15 protein-coding genes are annotated in these 17,846 nt (G+C 62.6%); 12 read left to right on the forward strand and 3 right to left on the reverse strand.

The window, feature by feature from the left end:
• The first annotated feature begins 94 nt into the window (after nt 1-94).
• The 3 genes from NLK60_RS15235 to NLK60_RS15245 all read left to right on the forward strand — a co-directional run bounded on the left by NLK60_RS15235 (nt 95) and on the right by NLK60_RS15245 (nt 4,097).
• On the forward strand, nt 95-1,858 hold the full coding sequence (locus NLK60_RS15235) for an ABC transporter substrate-binding protein (RefSeq protein ID WP_425499080.1): 1,764 nt from the start codon (nt 95-97) through the stop codon (nt 1,856-1,858).
• On the forward strand, nt 1,858-2,736 hold the full coding sequence (locus NLK60_RS15240) for a phosphatase PAP2 family protein (protein ID WP_254808625.1): 879 nt from the start codon (nt 1,858-1,860) through the stop codon (nt 2,734-2,736). The genes NLK60_RS15235 and NLK60_RS15240 overlap by 1 nt, the downstream gene beginning before the upstream one ends.
• A 200-nt stretch (nt 2,737-2,936) precedes the next feature.
• Nucleotides 2,937-4,097 carry a glycosyltransferase gene (locus NLK60_RS15245; RefSeq protein WP_254808626.1) on the forward strand — a complete coding sequence of 387 codons (1,161 nt, stop codon included), beginning with the start codon at nt 2,937-2,939 and terminating at the stop codon, nt 4,095-4,097.
• Between the two features lie 18 nt (nt 4,098-4,115).
• On the opposite strand, the gene NLK60_RS15250 is transcribed toward NLK60_RS15245, so the two are convergent.
• A complete protein-coding gene (locus NLK60_RS15250) occupies nt 4,116-4,493 on the reverse strand; it encodes a hypothetical protein (protein ID WP_254808627.1) in 378 nt (125 codons plus the stop codon).
• A gap of 210 nt (nt 4,494-4,703) precedes the next feature.
• Here NLK60_RS15250 and NLK60_RS19570 point away from each other — a divergent pair, with 210 nt between their 5' ends.
• A complete protein-coding gene (locus tag NLK60_RS19570; protein WP_256530380.1) occupies nt 4,704-4,829 on the forward strand; it encodes a hypothetical protein in 126 nt (41 codons plus the stop codon).
• A 116-nt stretch (nt 4,830-4,945) separates the two neighbouring features.
• Here NLK60_RS19570 and NLK60_RS15255 read toward each other — a convergent pair whose 3' ends face one another.
• Nucleotides 4,946-5,782, reverse strand: a complete 837-nt coding sequence (locus NLK60_RS15255; RefSeq protein WP_425499056.1) for a DUF2797 domain-containing protein — start codon at nt 5,780-5,782, stop codon at nt 4,946-4,948.
• Nucleotides 5,783-5,919: 137 nt separating this feature from the next.
• Between NLK60_RS15255 and NLK60_RS15260 the strand changes: the two genes are divergently transcribed.
• From NLK60_RS15260 to NLK60_RS15295, 8 genes are all read left to right on the forward strand, one after another.
• Complete coding sequence (locus tag NLK60_RS15260) at nt 5,920-6,252, forward strand: BsuPI-related putative proteinase inhibitor (protein WP_254808628.1); 333 nt, start codon at nt 5,920-5,922, stop codon at nt 6,250-6,252.
• A 78-nt stretch (nt 6,253-6,330) separates the two neighbouring features.
• Nucleotides 6,331-8,289 (forward strand): acetate--CoA ligase, encoded by a 1,959-nt coding sequence (gene acs, locus NLK60_RS15265; protein ID WP_254808629.1) that lies wholly within the window; start codon nt 6,331-6,333, stop codon nt 8,287-8,289.
• A gap of 123 nt (nt 8,290-8,412) precedes the next feature.
• Nucleotides 8,413-10,263 carry a bacterio-opsin activator domain-containing protein gene (locus NLK60_RS15270; protein ID WP_254808630.1) on the forward strand — a complete coding sequence of 617 codons (1,851 nt, stop codon included), beginning with the start codon at nt 8,413-8,415 and terminating at the stop codon, nt 10,261-10,263.
• 141 nt (nt 10,264-10,404) lie between these two features.
• Nucleotides 10,405-12,378, forward strand: coding sequence for an acetate--CoA ligase (acs, locus tag NLK60_RS15275; RefSeq protein WP_254808631.1), 1,974 nt, complete (start codon nt 10,405-10,407; stop codon nt 12,376-12,378).
• Between the two features lie 263 nt (nt 12,379-12,641).
• Nucleotides 12,642-13,061: a DUF4212 domain-containing protein gene (locus NLK60_RS15280; RefSeq protein WP_254808632.1), complete on the forward strand. Its 420-nt coding sequence runs from the start codon at nt 12,642-12,644 to the stop codon at nt 13,059-13,061.
• Nucleotides 13,058-14,761, forward strand: coding sequence for a solute symporter family protein (locus NLK60_RS15285; RefSeq protein WP_254808633.1), 1,704 nt, complete (start codon nt 13,058-13,060; stop codon nt 14,759-14,761). Before NLK60_RS15280 ends, NLK60_RS15285 begins: the two co-directional genes overlap by 4 nt.
• Before the next feature lie 3 nt (nt 14,762-14,764).
• Complete coding sequence (locus NLK60_RS15290) at nt 14,765-15,229, forward strand: universal stress protein (RefSeq protein WP_254808634.1); 465 nt, start codon at nt 14,765-14,767, stop codon at nt 15,227-15,229.
• A gap of 327 nt (nt 15,230-15,556) precedes the next feature.
• Nucleotides 15,557-16,552, forward strand: a complete 996-nt coding sequence (locus NLK60_RS15295) for a transcription initiation factor IIB (protein ID WP_254808635.1) — start codon at nt 15,557-15,559, stop codon at nt 16,550-16,552.
• A 6-nt stretch (nt 16,553-16,558) separates the two neighbouring features.
• Here the strand turns inward: NLK60_RS15295 and NLK60_RS15300 are convergent, their stop codons facing one another.
• On the reverse strand, nt 16,559-17,809 hold the full coding sequence (locus tag NLK60_RS15300; RefSeq protein WP_254808636.1) for a hypothetical protein: 1,251 nt from the start codon (nt 17,807-17,809) through the stop codon (nt 16,559-16,561).
• Nucleotides 17,810-17,846: the final 37 nt, after the last annotated feature.

Here is a 17,846-nt window from a genome sequence, read left to right on the forward strand (position 1 = left end):
ACGCCAATCGGCCGCAAACTCGAGCGATTCTAGCGCAGATACTCGTCTCCCGATACCAAACGGTACTGTATTTGAACCGAAAGCTTCGGAACCAATAGTAAGTGAACCTACCGCGGATGAGGACACTGGCGCCTCGAGTTCGGGCCGACGAGCATTTCTGGCCAGTGCTGGCGTTGGCCTCTCTGTGGCGACCGCGGGCTGTCTCCGGGAGTTCCGGAGCGCAGTCAACCGCACTCGACTCGAGCAACTGTCGGTGTCGATTACGACGCAACCGGCCGACGGCGACCGGCAGGCGATTCAAATCGCCCGGCGGTTGGCGGACAACCTCGAGGCCGTCGGCATCGACGTTTCTGTCCCACTGCGCTCACGCGAGGAGTTCCTCCGTGACATCCTGATCAACCACGACTTCGATATCTACGTCGGTCGTCACCCCGGCGACACTGACCCCGACTTTCTGTACGAGACGCTCCACTCACGCTACGGCGAAGAAGCCGGTTGGCAGAACCCCTTTGGCTACGCAAACACGATCGTCGACGACTTGCTCGAGACCCAGCGAACCACCGATGGCGACCAGCGCCAGCAGGCAGTCGGCGACCTGCTCGATGCCGTCGCAGCCGAACAACCGTTCGTCCCCATCTGTCGGCCGACTGATGTCAGGTTGGTCCGCACCGACCGGTTCGATGGCTGGCATGCCGACGCACTTTCGACACGGATTGGGTATCTCGACCTCGAGCCAGTCGATGACGCGAGCACGCTTCGGGGGACGGTGATCGACGCACGGGTGTCGAAAAACCTCAACCCGATTTCGGCCGAATACCGGGGGAAAGACCCGCTCGTCGATCTGCTATACGACTCGCTGGCAACCCGCGACCACGAGGGAACCCTCATTCCGTGGCTCGCGACCGACTGGGAGTGGGACGGTGACGCCCTCCTCGTCTCGCTTCGGCGCGGGCACACGTTCCACGACGGCGAACCCGTCACCGCCCACGACGTCGCCTTTACGTACCGATTCCTCGAGGATACGTCACTGGGCTCGAGCGACGTACTCGCTCCCACGCCTCGATACCGCGGGGCGATTGCCGCGGTCGATTCGGTTGACATCGAGAGCGATCACGAACTGCGGATTGGCGTCACCACGGGCGAAGCCGTCGCCCAGCGCGTACTGGCCGTCCCAATTTTGCCCCGGCATCGCTGGGAACCACGGGCCGAACAGGCGACCGTTCGGGGGGTTCGTATCGCACAGGGGACGACCGAGGCGCTGATCACGGACAACGTCCCGCCGGTCGGGAGCGGTCCGTTCGAGTTCCACGACAGAGCCGAGCGCGAACACCTCACACTCGAGCGATTTGGCGATCACTTCACCGCTCGAGATGACGTCTCGCTTCCCTCGGCCACGGTCGACCGACTGCGGGCCCAGATCGATCCGCGGAGTCCGTCTGCGATTTCGTTGCTCGAGACGGGCGATTCCGATATCACGATGTCGCCGCTCGAGGCGTACGTGTACGACGATCTCGAGGAGTCAGCGGAGAAACGGGTGTTGGAGACGCCCTCTGAGGGTTTCTATCACGTCGGTTTCAATACGCGATCTGCACCCTTCGCCAACCCGTACGTCAGACGGGCGGTGGCGCGTCTGATCGACGAGGCGTGGCTCGTCGAAACCGTGTTCGAGGGCTACGCCGAACCGCTTGCCACGCCAGTCGCAGACGAGTGGACACCGGACTCGCTCGTCTTCGAGGAGGCCGATCCAGTGGTACCGTTTTTCGGCGAGGACGGTGACCTTGACGTGAGCGCGGCGCGGTCGGCCTTCGAAGCGGCGGGCTATCGGTACGATGGCGACAAACTGGTGGTGAGAGAATAGTGCTGGTCGAAGTTCTCACTCGGTTAGCGCTCATCGTCGCGCTGATGGTCGTCCTCGGCGTTGGCGTCTTCGCGGGCCGCCAGCGACTGGTTCGAACCGTTCGCGAGTGGCCCACTCGAGTGAAGGCGATCGCTCCGATTACGGTACTTCTGGCGACCGTCCTGTTGTTCAACAGTGTCGCCAGACAGGCGGTTCCCGAACTCTCCTGGCTGCGGCTGATTCGAAAGGAAATTACCTGGACGATATACGAAACCGAAGGCGACCTCATCCTCTGGTTGCAGGCACAGGCAACCCCCGAGGTGACGGCGTACTTTTCGTTCATCTACATATACGGCTACGTGTTCTTGCTGATCTTCCCCGTCGTGGTCTACTTCCTCCTGCCGAATACGCGCCCGCTCAGGGAACTGTTCACCGCGTACACCCTCAACTACACGCTCGGGCTCGTGTGTTACATCCTCATTATCGCGTACGGCCCACGAAACCTCGAGCCGGAGCTGATTCAGGCGCTCCTGTACGACACGTATCCGCAGTACCAGCACCTGACGCGACAAGTCAACCGGAATACCAACGTGTTTCCATCCCTGCACACCTCGCTGGCCGCGACGGTAGCGTTTCAGGCCTATCGCACTCGAGAGATCTACTTCGGGTGGTATCTCCTCACTATCCCACTGGCACTGAGCGTCGCGCTTTCGACGATGTATCTCGGCATCCACTGGGCAATCGACGTCCTCGCCGGTATCGTACTCGGCTGGATTGCAGTCGTACTCGCTGCTCGACTCGTCGGTCGCTGGTCGATTTACGACGCATTCGCGGACGCCGGCGGCCTCGAGGCGATACCTGGTGGTAATCGACTTCGTTCGCTGTTCGGTCGGCGGTAGGTACTGTCTCGAGTCCAGACACTCACCGACTCAGCTCGTACTCGAGTCCAGACACTCACCGACTCAGCTCGTACTCGAGTCCAGACACTCACCGACTCAGCTCGTACTCGAGTCCAGACACTCACCTCCGTCAGACCCTGCAGCCACGCCAGCCGCCGAAATCGCCACTGCTTAACGCTGTGAGCGAAAACCGCCAGCCAATGGTCGAGCAGGTCGCCGCGTTCACCGATACCTATCTTCCGACGGTCAACGGCGTGACCTACACCGTCCGGAGTTGGCGTGAACGCTTTCGGCGGCTCGGTGGCAGGATGCCCGTCGTGTTTCCGGCCAGTTCCTACGATCCCGGCCCGGCCGAACATCCCGTCGGAAGCGTTCCGTTTCCGTTCTACGACGGCTTTCGACTCGGCGGGCCACGCGTTCCGCGAGCGCTCTCGAACGGCGACGATATCGAGGTCGTTCACGCCCACACACCGTTCGCGCTCGGCCTCGCCGCCAGCCGGTTCGCGAGGAGCCACTCACTGCCGCTGGTCGCAACTTATCACACCCCAGCGGCCGCCTACGCCGAGTATCTCGCCCCACACGAACGCGTGGCCAACGGAATCAGGCGACTCGCCACCGGATACGAACGCTGGTTTTACGAGCGAGCCGATCTGGTCGTGGCCCCCTCGAGCACGGCTCGGCGCCACCTCCGCGAACGGGTCGGCGTCTCAACGCCGATTCGAGTCGTCTCCAACGGCGTCGATCTCGAGCGGTTTCACCCGCGAGAGGTGACCGACTTTCGAGCTCGACACGGTCTCGAGGAGGACCGTCCACTAATCGGCTACACCGGCCGTCACGGCCAGGAGAAGCGACTCGAGGAACTGATCGACGCCGTTGCGAGGCTCACCGAAACTCGCCGATCGAACGGGCTCGCCGAGCCGTTGCTCGTTCTCGGTGGCGATGGACCGGCCCGGGAGGCGCTCGAGCAACGGGCTCGCGACCACGGGCTCGAAGCGCGCTTTCTCGGCTTTCTCGAGCGTGCCGATCTTCCGTCGCTGTACGCGGTCCTCGACGTATTCGCCCATCCGAGCCCGGTCGAAACCCAGGGGATAGTCGCCCTCGAGGCGATTGCATCGGGGACGCCCGTCGTCGCTGCTGCTGCCGGCGCACTCAACGAAACCGTCGACGCTGGTGTCACGGGCCTTCACTACGACCCCGGAGACACCGGGTCGTTTGGCCGGGCTTTGCAGACTGCACTCGAGGGACGGTCGACGCTCGAGGCCGGTTGTCTCGACGTTCGGCCGACACTCGGTGTCGAGCGGTCGGTCGAACAGGTCCGCAGGCTGTACGCGTCGCTGGTCGAGTCGGGTACTCTCGGGTAAAACGGCGTCTGTGGGGTTTTACTCGTCTTCGAGCGCGTCAGCGATACGGTTGAGCGCTCGCGTCTGGTCGCGCAGTTCGTCTCGGACTTGACGGACCTCGCGAACGAGTTCTTCGTTGCCGACGCCGGAGTCGCCACCGGCACCCGGACCGCCGGGGCCGCCGGGTCCACCGCCCATCATGCCGCCCATCATCTGTGCCAGCGGGTTGCCGCCCATGCCGGGGCCACCGGGGCCGCCACCGCCGCCGAACGGGCTCTCCGGTGGGCCTTCGCCTTCAGCGGCTTCCTGTTCGCGTTTCTCGCGAATTTCTTCGACGCGCTCGCGGAACGATTTCTCCTCGCCGTCGTCGCCGTTTTCGGCTTCGTCTTCGGCACCGCTTTCGTGTTCGTCTGCCATACCCGACCTTCTCGAGCGGGCCGGAAAAGGATTGTTATAGCTGCTGTCGAAAGGCCCCACGTGTCCCCATCGATCACGTGTGTCGCCTCTGCTGGTCGCCCTCTTGAGCCTTGAGCCGTGACGTTGCCTCGAGCCCTTCGACACTGATTTCCAGCGTTGGATCACTCTCCGTACACAAACGCTTTGGCAGATTCGGTCTTCGAGATTCGTATGGGTCTGTCTGAGAGGGTGACGGACGTGTTCGCGCCGGAATTTCTCGAGGTACTCCTGATGTTCGCCATCGCTGTCGTGTTCGTCCTCAGCGTGATCGGATTACTTCTCATCGTCCTTCGGTAAGCCATCCCTGCGTTGCTCGGGTACAGGGCCAGGGGGTCCCCGGTGCAGCATCCGTTTTCGGACGATGAAGTGTGCGCCCCCCTCGAGAGGTGGGGCGTCACGCCCACCGTACCCACTCAACCGAACGAACCCAGCGACGACTGCAGGTCGCCAGCGTCGTCGCCCGTCCCGCGCTCGAGTTCGTAGCCGACCAGGTCGCGGAGGTCGACGGCGTACGTCGTCCCCTGGCGCTCGAGAACGAGAAGTCGGCCTTTCGTGCCGACGACCGTCCCCGACAGGTGTGTCTCCGCGATCGGCTGGCGTTCGAGGTCGATTCCGTACTCGAACGTGAAGCGCTCGATGACGTCGAAGGCGTCGCGCTCGAGCAGCGCGTTCCACGCGGCACCGTCGATTCTCTCGGCGAGACTCGAAACCTTCGCGGGTGTGCGGACGCGGTCGACGAGCCCCTGTTCGTCGGCAATCGTGGCCTCGAGTTCTCGGGCGATGCGGCCGTCGGCCACCGTATGAACGTGCGCAGCGACGTCGGCTCCTTGTTCGCGAAGACGAGTCTCGAGTCGCCACTCGCGGGTGACGCCGACTTTGAAGGTGTCCGGGGCGAAGCCAGCGAGGTAGACGACGTGGGTTTCGAAACAGTCCATCTCGTCTTTCAGGCAAGTGCCCGTACAGCGCGCACAGACCCACGTGCTTGTGTGGTATGGACAGTGTGGGGCCGCCTCCCGGTCACATGGGTGGTGTCGGTCCCCGTCGAAGACGCCGGCACAGTGTCGGTTCTCGAGGGTATACTCGAGCGTGGTGCCTGGCTCGAGCGCGATAGTCGTGATTTCGGACAGGGGCCCGTGACCGGAATCACCATCGTCACCCCTCCTAACACGGCTCGAATCGCTACAGAACACGATCGCGTGCTCGTCCGAATCGGGGGGAGAGCGCTTCGGTTCGTAGCCGACGATTTGCACAGGTAACCCGTCGCGTCCACGGTAAAAAGTCGTACCGTTCACGGTCGTCTCGAACAGACCCGTGGCGTTTCCGGGTGCCTCGAGTTAATTTCTGCTATCCCGCAAAGAATATAGTATGCCCGAGCGAACCGACGAGTATGACACTCGAGGGGACGCTCGACGTGACAGTTTCTGACGGGACGCCGTCGTTCGCACTCACGGTCGAAAACACGGGCACAGAGCCGGTAACGTTCCAGTTTATGACCGGATGCTCGGCAGATTTCGCCGTCGAAGCCGATGGCGCAGAGGTGTGGCGACTGACCGAGAACCGGATGTTCACCCAGGTGATCTCCTCTGAATCGCTCGAGCCAGGTCAACAGCGGACCTACGAGGCGACCGGAGACTCGCTCGAGCCGGGGGAGTACACGGCTGTAGGCGAACTCGCTGCGAACGATCACGACTGTACGGCGCGAACCGACTTTTCGGTCTGAACGCTGGTCATCGATCAAACTCGATCAGAACTGCCCGCCGTCAGAACGTTTATTCGTCTTTCGACCATCGCTATCGGTATGGACCGAGAGACTGTCGACGAGGCGACAGGCGTCACGCGACAGTCACCGCCGTCGTCGTTCCTCGAGGGAGCCAACGTCACCGACGGGTCGATCAGGGAGACGTTTGCGAGCGAGTGGCCCGAGTGCTGGGACCGAGCGGGCGCGTCCCTCGACTGGATGGAACCCTACTCGAGCGTCCTCGACGAGCGAAACCCGCCGTTTTATCGCTGGTTTCCGGATGGGACGCTCAACGCCTCTTATAACTGTCTGGATCGCCACCTCGAGTCGGGGCGAAAGAATCACGCGGCGATCAGGTGGGAGGGAAAAGACGGCGAACGTCGTACCTACACCTATCGGGAACTGTTCGTCGAGGTAAACGAGTGTGCGGCCGCCCTGCGAGCGCTGGGTGTGGGCGAAGACGACGTGGTGACGATTTACTTGCCGATGATCCCCGAACTGCCGATCGCGATGCTCGCGTGTGCCCGGCTTGGCGCACCGCATTCGGTCGTGTTTGCGGGCCTGTCTGCTGCCGCGCTCGCTACGCGGATGGAGGCTGCAGACAGCGAGTACCTGATTACCTGTGATGGGTACTACCGTCGTGGCGATGCGTTCAACCAGAAGAGCAAAGCGGACAATGCCCGGTTCTCGATCGAGACCGACGTGACGACCGTCGTGGTCGACCGACTCGGCGAGGCGCTCCCGCACGTCCTCGGGGACGGCGAACACGATTACGGCGATCTGCTCGAGGCCCACTCGAGGGAAACGGTCGAGCCGGTTCCTCGAGACGCCGAGGACATGCTGTTTTTGATGTACACGTCGGGGACGACGGGCGAACCCAAAGGAGTCGTCCACTCGACGGGTGGCTATCTCGCCTACGCCGCCTGGACGAGCCAGGCCGTACTCGATATCAAACCGGATGACACCTACTGGTGTGCGGCCGATATCGGCTGGATTACGGGCCACAGCTACATCGTCTACGGGCCGCTCGCACTCGGGACGACCACGGTGATGTACGAGGGGACGCCCGATTATCCCGACCGTGACCGCCTCTGGGAGATCGTCGAACGGATGGCCGTCGACGTCTTTTATACCGCACCGACGGCTGTTCGGGCGTTCATGAAGTGGGGAACGGAGTATCCGGACGCTTACGATCGCTCGAGTCTACGCTTGCTCGGGACGGTGGGCGAGCCGATCAACCCGCGTGCCTGGCAGTGGTACCGTGATCACATCGGCGATGGCGAGTGCCCCATCGTCGACACCTGGTGGCAGACCGAAACCGGCGGGATCACCATCTCGACACTGCCGGGGGTCGACGACATGAAACCCGGCGCGGCCGGTCCACCACTCCCCGGTATCGAGGTCGAGCTACTCGGCGGGGACGGCTCGTCGGTCGACGTCGGCGAACCCGGCTATCTCACCCTCACGAAACCCTGGCCCGGCATGGCCAAGACGCTGTATGACGGCGACGACCGTTTTTTCGAGGAGTACTGGAGCCAGTTTTCCGATCCCGAGGCGGACGACTGGCGCTACGCGAGCGGTGACGCCGCTCGGATGGACGACGACGGCTATCTGACGATTCTGGGCCGGGTCGACGACGTGATCAACGTCGCGGGCCGGCGATTCAGCACGATGGAAATCGAGAGCGCTATCGTCGGCGTCGATGGCGTCGCCGAGGCGGCGGTCGTCGGCGGGCCCGACGGTGCAGCGGTGTACGCTTACGTGAGCACCGAGGGGCACACCGAACCGGACGACGCTATCGAGTCCCGCGTTATCGACGCCGTGGAGACGGCTATCGGCCCGATCGCTCGTCCGGAACGGATCGTGTTCACGCCCGAACTGCCGAAGACCCGGTCGGGAAAGATCATGCGCCGACTGCTCGAGGACGTGACCAACGGCGAATCGTTGGGTGACACGAGCGCGTTGCGGAACCCGGAAATCGTCGGGGAGATACAGTCGGCCATCGGGACTCGAGACTGATTTCGCCATACCAAATACTACGAAACGGCTATTCGACCTGTTACTCCAATTTCACCGCCATTCTGGTCGCTATCGCCGTCAAGAGCAACATCTTTATTTTCGAGCTACTCGATATCGCGAAACATGAACGGCCACGACTCGAGTGAGGGTCCGCTCGATTCGACGGGATACGACGCGATTCTCGACGGGGCAGACACTTTTCGAGAGGCACTGGTCGTTCGCCTGTGCGGCGAAGTCGGCTTGCGCCCGGCAGAAATCGCAGCCCTGACGCCCGATTGTCTGCGGCTTCTGCAGGAGGAACCGCCACGGTATGGGCTGGACGTCCGGATGGTCGACCACGGCGGACCGTCGGCTTCACGAGAGGTGGACCGAACGGCCTACGTCCCGGTTGACCTCGAACGATCGCTACGACGGTACGCGACCAGCAACGATATCGGCGGAGATTCGCGCCTGTTTCCAGTGACGCCACGACGCCTCCAGATGCTGGTCTCCGAGGTGACCACTCGTGCAAGCGAGAAATACGATAATCCGTCGCTCGAGACCGTCTCCTCGAGTGAATTACGCCGGTATTTCGCCCGACAGGCGCTGGTGGAACACGAGATCAACCCGCGAGTGGTCAAAGCCGTTGGCGGGTGGCACAGTTTCGAGGCGCTCGAGCCGTACCTCGAGCCGCCGACAGCCGACCGAATCGTCGGCGCGTTCGCCCCTCTCGAGCCTGCGAGCCAGGGGGCTGCTGTCGGCGGGAATCGAACCCCCCAAACTCCCGATGACGAAACTGGGGGTGGCGGTACCGCCGATTCGGCGTTCGACCCACGCGAGTGCCACCAGTCGCTGACGACAGCGCTTCTGGAGGCACCGACCCACGAAGGTATCGAGACCGCTGTCTGTGACGTCCTCACCGACTTTGCCTACGAACTCGCGTGGATAGATCGGTCGACCATTTCGGGTGACAGTCGAGAGCAGCGGACCGTTAGCGGCGAACCCGAGGAACTGATCGAGGCAGCAGGGGTACGAGTCGACGGTCCTGGCTCCGATATCGAGGCCCCTTCTCTCGAGTCGAACGTGAGGATAGAGCGCGATAGCGTCGCGGACTCGACGCTCGAGGGCGGGATCGCCACGATACCGATTCTCTACGGCGATTCCGTCTACGGCGTTCTCGGCGTCGGAACCGAGCGGCCGAACGCGTTTGGGGAAGACGAACGTGCCTGGCTCGAAACCGTCGCTCGTCAGGTCGGGCACGCTATCGCGGCCGTCCGTCGCCGGAACCTCCTCTTTTCGGATACCGTCGTCGAACTCGAGTTCCACTCGCGAGACAGCCGGTCGTTTTTCGTCGACACCTCGCGAGCGCTCGAGTGTCGCTTCGCGCTCGATTCACTGGTGCCGGTCGAAGAGGGAACACACCTCTATTACATGCGCGTTACGGGCACCACGCCCGACGCCGTGTTCGATCGGGTTGCCAACACCGAGCGGATCCAGGATTGCCGGGTTATCGACACCTACGAAGATGGCAGCCGCCTCGAGTTCGTCGTCTCCGGGGCGTCACCGACTCTGACACTGATGGAGTACGGTGTGACGATTCTCGAGTCGGTGACCGAAGCCGGGTCCACGACGATCACCGCCGAGTGTGCGAGCGACACGGATATTCGGACCATCGTGGGCGGCCTTCGCCGATCCTTCCCTGACTCGGAACTGGTCAGCAAACGAACGCTCGAGCGGTCGGTACAGACTGCACAGGCGTTCCACACGGGCCTCGAGGAGCGATTGACGGACCGTCAGGAGGCCTCGCTTCGGGCGGCGTACTTCGGCGGGTACTACGACTGGCCGCGGGAGAGTACGGCCGAAGAAATCGCCGACGCGATGGGTGTCTCCTCCCCGACGCTACACAACCATCTCCGGAAGGGACAACACGAACTCCTACGGACGTTTTTTGACGCCGACACGGTCGAAGAGCCCTCGAGGCGCAGTTCTCGGTGAGTCCCTGTATCCTGGAGAATTTCGTATGCGCGCTTCGGCCGTATTCTAAGCTTCTAGAGCGCCCATCGAATTCGAACCTCCACACTTTGTACACCTAGATTCGGTATTTACCCCGTTACTACTACACTGGTATACTGTCACATGTCACAGGAAGAACCGGCCCTCGAGGCGCGACTTGCTGACGGAGAGAGCTACGAACCACCACAGTCGTTCGTCGAGCAAGCGAACGTGTCGGACCCGGCGATTTACGACGAGTTCGAAGAGCACTGGCCCGAGTGCTGGGAACGAGCCGCCGATCTGGTCTCGTGGTCCGAAGAGTACGACACGGTCCTCGAGGAGGACGATGCACCGTTCTACCGATGGTTCACCGGCGGCGAGCTCAACGCGTCGTACAACTGTCTGGACCGCCACGTCGAGGAGGGGCGAAAGAACCAGGCGGCGATCAAGTGGGAGGGCGAACTCGGCGAGACGCGCACCTACACGTACGGCGACCTGCTGAACGAGGTCGAGGCGTTCGCCGCCGGATTGCGGGAGCTGGGCGTCGAGGAGGACGACGTCGTCACGCTGTACATGCCGATGATCCCCGAACTCCCGATCGCGATGCTGGCGTGTGCGCGTCTGGGCGCGCCGCACTCGGTCGTTTTCGGCGGCTTCTCGGCGGATGCGTTGGCGACGCGGATGAACGCGGCAGACAGCGAGTATCTGGTCACCTGTGACGGCTACTACCGCCGTGGCGACGCGCTCGATCACCTCTCGAAGACCAACGACGGTCTCGCCGACGTCGAACACGGCGTCGACACCGTCGTCGTCGACCGACTGGGGGACGAACGCTCTCACAATTTGACCGAAAGCCAGCACGATTACGGCGAACTCGTGGCCGCCCACGAGGGCGCATCGGTCGAGCCGGTCGCTCGAGACGCCGAAGACATGCTGTTTTTGATGTACACGTCGGGGACGACGGGGCAGCCGAAGGGCGTCAAGCACACGACGGGGGGCTACCTCTCGTACGCGGCGTGGACGAGCCACGCGGTCTTGGACATCAAACCGGAGGACACCTACTGGTGTGCGGCCGACATCGGCTGGATTACGGGCCACAGCTACATCGTCTACGGGCCGCTGACGCTCGGGACGACGACGATGATGTACGAGGGGACGCCCGACTACCCGGAGAAAGATCGCCTGTGGGAACTCATCGAGAAAAACCGCGTCGACATCTTCTACACCGCACCGACGGCCATCCGCGCGTTCATGAAATGGGGCAAACAGTACCCCGAAAGCCACGACCTCTCGAGTCTTCGCCTGCTCGGCACCGTAGGCGAGCCGATCAACCCCCGCGCGTGGCAGTGGTACTACGACACCATCGGTGGCGGCGAGTGCCCGGTCGTCGACACCTGGTGGCAGACCGAAACCGGCGGCATGATGATCACCACGCTCCCCGGCATCGGGGAGATGAAACCCGGCGCGGCCGGACCGCCACTGCCGGGTGTCGACGCGAGGATCGTCGACGCTGCTGGCAACGACGTCGATCCCGGAAACGCGGGCTACCTGACCGTCCAGAAACCCTGGCCAGGCATGCTCCGCACGCTATACAACAACGATGACCGCTTCCTCAACGAGTACTGGCGCGAGTACTCCGACGAAAACGCCGACGAGTGGGTCTACTTCCCCGAAGACGGTGCGAAAGTCGACGAGGACGGCTACATCACCATCCTCGGACGCGTCGACGACGTGATCAACGTCTCCGGCCACCGTCTCGGGACGATGGAGATCGAAAGCGCCATCGTCGGCGTCGAAGGGGTCGCCGAAGCCGCCGTCGTCGGCGGCGACCACGAGATGAAAGGCAAAGCCGTCTACGCCTACGTCATCCCGGAAGACGGCTACGAAGACAGCGACGATCTCGAGGCCAGAATCGTCGAGGGCGTCGAAGAGGGTATTGGGCCGATCGCTCGCCCCGAAGCGGTCGTCGTCACTCCCGAACTACCCAAAACCCGCTCGGGAAAAATCATGCGTCGACTGCTCGAGGACATCGCTTCCGGCAACGAACTGGGCAACACCTCGACGCTCCGGAACCCCGAAATCGTCGAGGAAATCGCCGCACAGGTAGAAAACGAGTGAGCGGCGGTCGGGCAACATGAGTGGTTCGATACGCCTGTACGCGTGACTGAGTGCGTCGACACCTGACGGAGTACTGAGTCACGGGTTGGCCGTGTCGATGCCGGTGCACCCACGTTTTCGACCGACGCTCAGACCGCTACAGAACGGGATTCGTGACAGGACCTCGGGCCACATCACGAAAATCCCGAGTCAAGTCACGCCACACTCGAGCGATTCCATGACACGAACACAGGACATTCCGACAGACGGTGACGAACACAGTTATGACAGAGAATAACAGCCACGAAACGACGGACGACGGTGCGAACGCCCTCGAGACGGATGGGGGTGTCAGCACTGACGCCTATCTCGACAACGAGATCAATATCTTCAAACCGGCGACACCGTTCATGCGGGACCACCTACTGGTCATCTGGGCTGCGTTTTTCGCCTGGATACTCGTCGTATTCGGCCCCGTTACGGGTGCGCTCCTCGCGCCCGAGATATTCGTCGAAACGACGGTTCTCGGCGGTTTCCCACTGCACTTCTTCCTGGCGGCCATCGTCACCCCACTGGGAGCGCTGGTCCTGTCGGTCGCGTATGCGATCCAGCGTGACCGACTCGATACGAAATACGGCATCGAACACGAGACGGAGACGGCGGAGGACGCGGGAACCGTCGCGGCTGACGGAGGTGACCAATGATCGGTGGGTTCGCCGGCTTGCTCGAGCCAACCCTCCTGCAGTTGCCGTTCGATCCAGTGACGCTCGAGACGGCGCTCGACGTCGGTGAGTTCAAGCTCATTCCGGCGTTGACGGTCGCGCTCATGCTGGCGCTGTTCCTCGGCGTCGGCTACTTCTTCCGGGTGGCCGCAGTCGACGAGCTGTGGGTCGCCGGCCGCTCGATTGGCAGCATCGAGAACGGGATGGCTATCGGCGCGAACTGGATGAGTGCTGCCTCGTATCTGGGTGTTGCCGCACTGGTCGCGACGGCCGGCTACTTCGGCCTGGCGTACGTCGTCGGCTGGACGACGGGCTATTTCATCCTGCTCATCTTCATGGCCGCGCAGTTCCGTCGGTTTGGCAAGTATACCGCACCCGACTTCGTCGGCGACCGGTTTTACTCCGACTGGGCCCGCGGCATCGCCGCGTTCACGACGCTCGCCATCGCGTTCACCTACGCCATCGGGCAGGCCAGCGGGATGGGGCTGATGGCCCAGTACATCTTCGGTATCTCGTACGAAGCCGGGGTCATCCTGTTGATGGGCGTTACCATCGGCTACGTCGCCCTCTCGGGCATGCTCGGGACGACGAAGAACATGGCCATCCAGTACGTCATCCTGATCATCGCGTTCACGCTCGGACTGTACGCGACGGGCTGGAGTCAGGGCTGGTCGACGGTGTTGCCCTACCTCGAGTTCGGCCCCGAAGTAGCCGAAGCGGCGAGCATCGAGGCACAGTTCATCGAACCGTTCGCCAACGCGGGCTACTACGCCTGGGTCGCCCTTGCGTTCAGCCTGATCGTCGGCACCTGCGGGCTGCCACACGTGCTCGTTCGATTCTACACGGTGGACAACGAACGAACCGCTCGCTGGTCGACGGTCTGGGGACTGTTTTTCATCTGCCTGCTCTACTGGGGCACGGCGACGTACGCTGCCTGGGGCGGCCTGCTATACAACCGCGAGGTGACCGGTGGAGGTGGTTTCGCCGGCGAAGGTGGCATGTCGGGTGAGGAAGCCGACGCACTGGTCGTGTTGACGACACAGTTGGCCGACCTGCCGACCTGGCTCGTGGGCCTCGTCGCCGCTGGCGCAGTCGCGGCAGCGCTGGCAACGACGGCAGGGCTGTTCATCTCGGCGTCCTCCGCGGCCGCACACGACATCTACACGAACCTCTACAAAGAAGACGCCACCCAGCGCGAACAGCTGATCGTCGGCCGGTCGACGATTCTCGGTATCGGCATCCTGGTGACCCTGATCGGGCTCAATCCCCCGGCACTCATCGGCGAACTCGTCGCGATGTCCTTTGCTATCGCCGGCACCGTCTTCTTCCCCGTCTTCTTCCTCGGACTCTGGTGGGAGAACACGACTCGAGAGGGTGCACTCGCCGGGATGGTCACCGGGATCGCCCTCTCCTTTGGCGCGATCCTCAACGATACCGCCATCCCGATGTACACGGGGGTCGAAGACGCCGTTATCCCGGCACTGGCAACGTGGCTCCCCGGGACATCCTCGGCACTCGTCGGGGTTCCGGTCGTGTTTGTGGTTATCATCGTCGTCTCGGTGTTCACCGCAAACCCGCCACAGGACGTCAAACGCCTCGTTCGACAGTGTCACAGCCCAGAACCGATGCGTCGAATGGAATCCGCGGAAGACGCCGCGAGCACCACCCAAGCAGATGACTGACTCATGTACGATACCATCCTCATTCCCACTGACGGCAGCCAGGTTGCACAACACGCGGTCGAACACGCTATCGACATCGCCACGAAGTACGACGCCAACGTCCACACCCTGTACGTCGTCGATACCGGTGCGATGGACGTCGGCCTCGGGACCGAACAGGTCGACCGTCTCAGACAGGGTCAGTTCGGTTCGATGCCAGAAGTGCGCGAACGAGCCGAATCCGCCACGAACGCCGTCGTCGAAGCCGCTCGAGCGAGCGGCTACGACCTCGAGGTCACCGAGGCGATCACCGCAGGGCAACCGCACCGCCAGATCGCGAGCTACGCTGACGAGCACGATGTCGACCTCATCGTGATGGGCTCTGCCGGTCGTGGTGGGATCAAACGGGCGCTGCTGGGGAGCGTCGCCGAACGGACGCTTCGAACAACCCATCTGCCGGTTCTCGTCGTCGACGTGCACGAACAATAAGATGGGTATGTTCGCCTCCACGGAGGAGGAGAGTACCTCACTGACCCCCGATCCGTGGCTCTCGAGGCAGTATTCTGGAAGTCCGACGCCCATTCGAGAAGCGGTCACTGAGCCATCCCGTACGGTTCGGCCGGTCCGCTCGAGTGGATGTGTCCACTGAACTCCCCTCGAGCAGTCTCGTTCCCATCTGCGACTGGCTCCCCGTTCCACGCATCTTGAAAACGTTGGACGTATTTCCAAAACATTTCACGTATGTTTTGAATATGATGTGTCTGTCAAACAGACACAGTGCTTAATGTCGCCCATCGCTTCGATTGGGGTGAACCGATGATACGCCCCAGCCGCGAGAGAGAGGGAGCCGCGCAGACCGCGACTGAAACGGCACTCGAGGAGGACCAAACGGAGCGGACTCCTGAAGTGGACGAGGAGGGCGTGAGACGCTGCCCGGAATGTGCGTCTGACTCGCTGGTGACCAGCGCCAACGGCAGCGAAGTCAGCTGTGAAGACTGTGGCCTGATTCTCGAGGAAAGTAGCATCGACCGCGGGCCCGAGTGGCGTGCGTTCAACCACAGCGAGCGCCAGAACAAATCCCGCGTCGGCGCGCCGACGACCCAGACGATGCACGACAAGGGGCTGACCACGGCTATCGACTGGAAAGATCGGGATGCCTACGGCCGGTCGCTGTCCTCGGAAAAGCGCAGTCAGATGCACCGACTGCGCAAGTGGCAAGAGCGTATTCGGACCAAGGACGCGGGCGAACGCAACCTCCAGTTTGCGCTTTCGGAAATCGACCGGATGTCCTCGGCGATGGGCATTCCGCGCTCCGTTCGTGAAGTCGCCTGTATGATCTATCGGCGTGCGCTCACCGAGGACCTGATCCGCGGTCGCTCCATCGAAGGCGTCGCGACGTCGGCTCTGTACGCTGCCTGTCGGATGGAAGGCATTCCGCGGAGCCTCGAGGAAGTCGCCGGCGTCTCCCGTGTCGACCGCAAAGAGATCGGCCGAACGTATCGATACGTCGCCCAGGAACTGGGCCTCGAGATGGAACCGGTCAACCCGAAAAAGTACGTCCCGCGATTTTGCTCCGAACTCGAACTCTCCGAAGAGGTACAGAGCAAGGCCAACGAAATTATCGACGTCACGACGGAGAAAGGCTTACTTTCGGGGAAATCACCGACCGGATACGCAGCCGCAGCCATCTACGCCAGTTCGCTGTTGTGTAACGAAAAGAAGACCCAGCGGGAGGTAGCCTCCGTTGCACAGGTAACGGAGGTCACGATTCGGAACCGGTATCAAGAACAGATCGAAGCGATTGGTCTGTAGGAGTTTTCATACAGCCTCGAGCGGTTCCCGTAACGTCCACCGGTCCTCGAGCGGGTCGAGACGGTTGGGTTCGGCTCCGCGCTCGGTGAGCAGTCCGCTGTGATACAACATTGCCTTGAGCTGGAAGACCGTCGGTGAGTGATAGATTGCCCCGTCCTCGAGCTGGCTGGCGAGCAGATTGCCGTCTTCGGTCAGCGCTCGAGCGCGTACGTCGTCGGTACCACGGAGGAACAACTCGACGGCGAACGTGGGCTGCTGGACGTGCAACCACTCGACGAGATCGACGAGCGAGGGGTCGGTAATGCCGTCTTCGTACATCGTCTGGAGTTCGGTCACCAACAACTTCGTGGCGGGGTACGCCCAGATGACGCGTCTGGTCACCAACCCCCACTTCGGCGCTATCGAACAGAAGCGCTTTCTCGAGCCGCTCCACGCGGCAAACGAACGGATAGCGGCGTCGACAGACCCGTATTCGGTGTGCGCAAAACGAACGACTTCTCGGCCCAGCGGTGTGAGACTCGTCCCGGTTGGCGACTCGCTAACGAGTCCGAGAAACGTCGCCCCCTGCCGGGCCCCGTCGACGGCCCGGACGACGTGTTCGGCCAGCAGTTCGTCGGTCGGGTCGGGATGATACAGTGCCAGGGGGTACGCGAGGTAGTTCTTCGGGTGGTTCAGGCTGAAGGATTTGTCGGCGACACCCTGGGCCGTCGCCTGAAACCGTATCGCACTGGCGTCGCCGGTCGTTCGGTTCCCGACGACTCGAGGTACTTCGAGCGGTTCGACGACGCCGTCGGCTTCGACGCCGAGGACGCCGACGTTGAGTTCGCGAGCGAGCGTGCGCACCGAGGGCGCAATCGAGTCGGTGGGCGCAGCGACGTAGGCGGCGTTGGCCTCGTGCAATCGGTCGTACGCCTGGAGGACCCCGCGTTCGACGTCGACGCCGCCGCTTTCGGTGTAGCCTTTCGCTTCGACGGCGATCAACGGCGGCTGGGAGCCGAAGCGTTCGACGGCGAGGAGCTCCGACTCGAGCGAGCGAACGCCTACCAGATCGGGGTACCCCGAGCCAACCTCGACGTGATTGAACGGAGCCAACTGCGTTCGGACATCGGCCGGAATCGGTCGGCCGGGGAGCCACTCGTCTTTCCCAAACTGGGTATCGCTGACGACGTAGCTGTTCGGTTCGGACGCCTCCGGAAACAACCGCTGTTTCGTGTGGGCGAGCACCTGCGGTTCGGTCAGCGTGGCGACGCCGGCCATACGTCACGATTGCGGAGAGTCCGTATAAATGTGGTCT

Origin of the sequence: Natronosalvus amylolyticus, assembly GCF_024298845.1 — an archaeon.
Lineage (GTDB): Archaea > Halobacteriota > Halobacteria > Halobacteriales > Natrialbaceae > Natronosalvus > Natronosalvus amylolyticus.